The 234-nt window shown below is 62.8% G+C and carries 1 protein-coding gene; it reads right to left on the bottom strand.

The window, feature by feature from the left end:
- Positions 1–234: DUF5801 repeats-in-toxin domain-containing protein (locus AACW18_RS15905; protein WP_218390100.1), on the bottom strand; the 234-nt coding region annotated here is incomplete at both ends.

The following is a 234-nucleotide window of genomic DNA, read 5'->3' as shown; positions in this document are numbered from 1 at the left end:
CAGCAGCAGGCTCAGCGCTTCGTCAAACAGTCCGTCGCTGCCATGTGCCAGCGCTTCGAATTGGGTGGTTTGCAGTTGCAGCACGCCACCGCCTACATCGACGATCTGGATGCTGAAGACAATGTTGCCATCGCCGTCCACACCGTTGAGGGTGCCGCTGCCAACGGCCACCAGGGTGATGGCTCCGCCGTCGGTGGCACTCAGATTGGTTGACAGGCCACCCAGCGGGACGCC

Origin of the sequence: Aeromonas sp. sia0103 (assembly GCF_963895295.1) — a bacterium.
GTDB lineage: Bacteria > Pseudomonadota > Gammaproteobacteria > Enterobacterales > Aeromonadaceae > Aeromonas > Aeromonas encheleia.
This window is presented reverse-complemented; position numbering and strand designations above follow the sequence as displayed.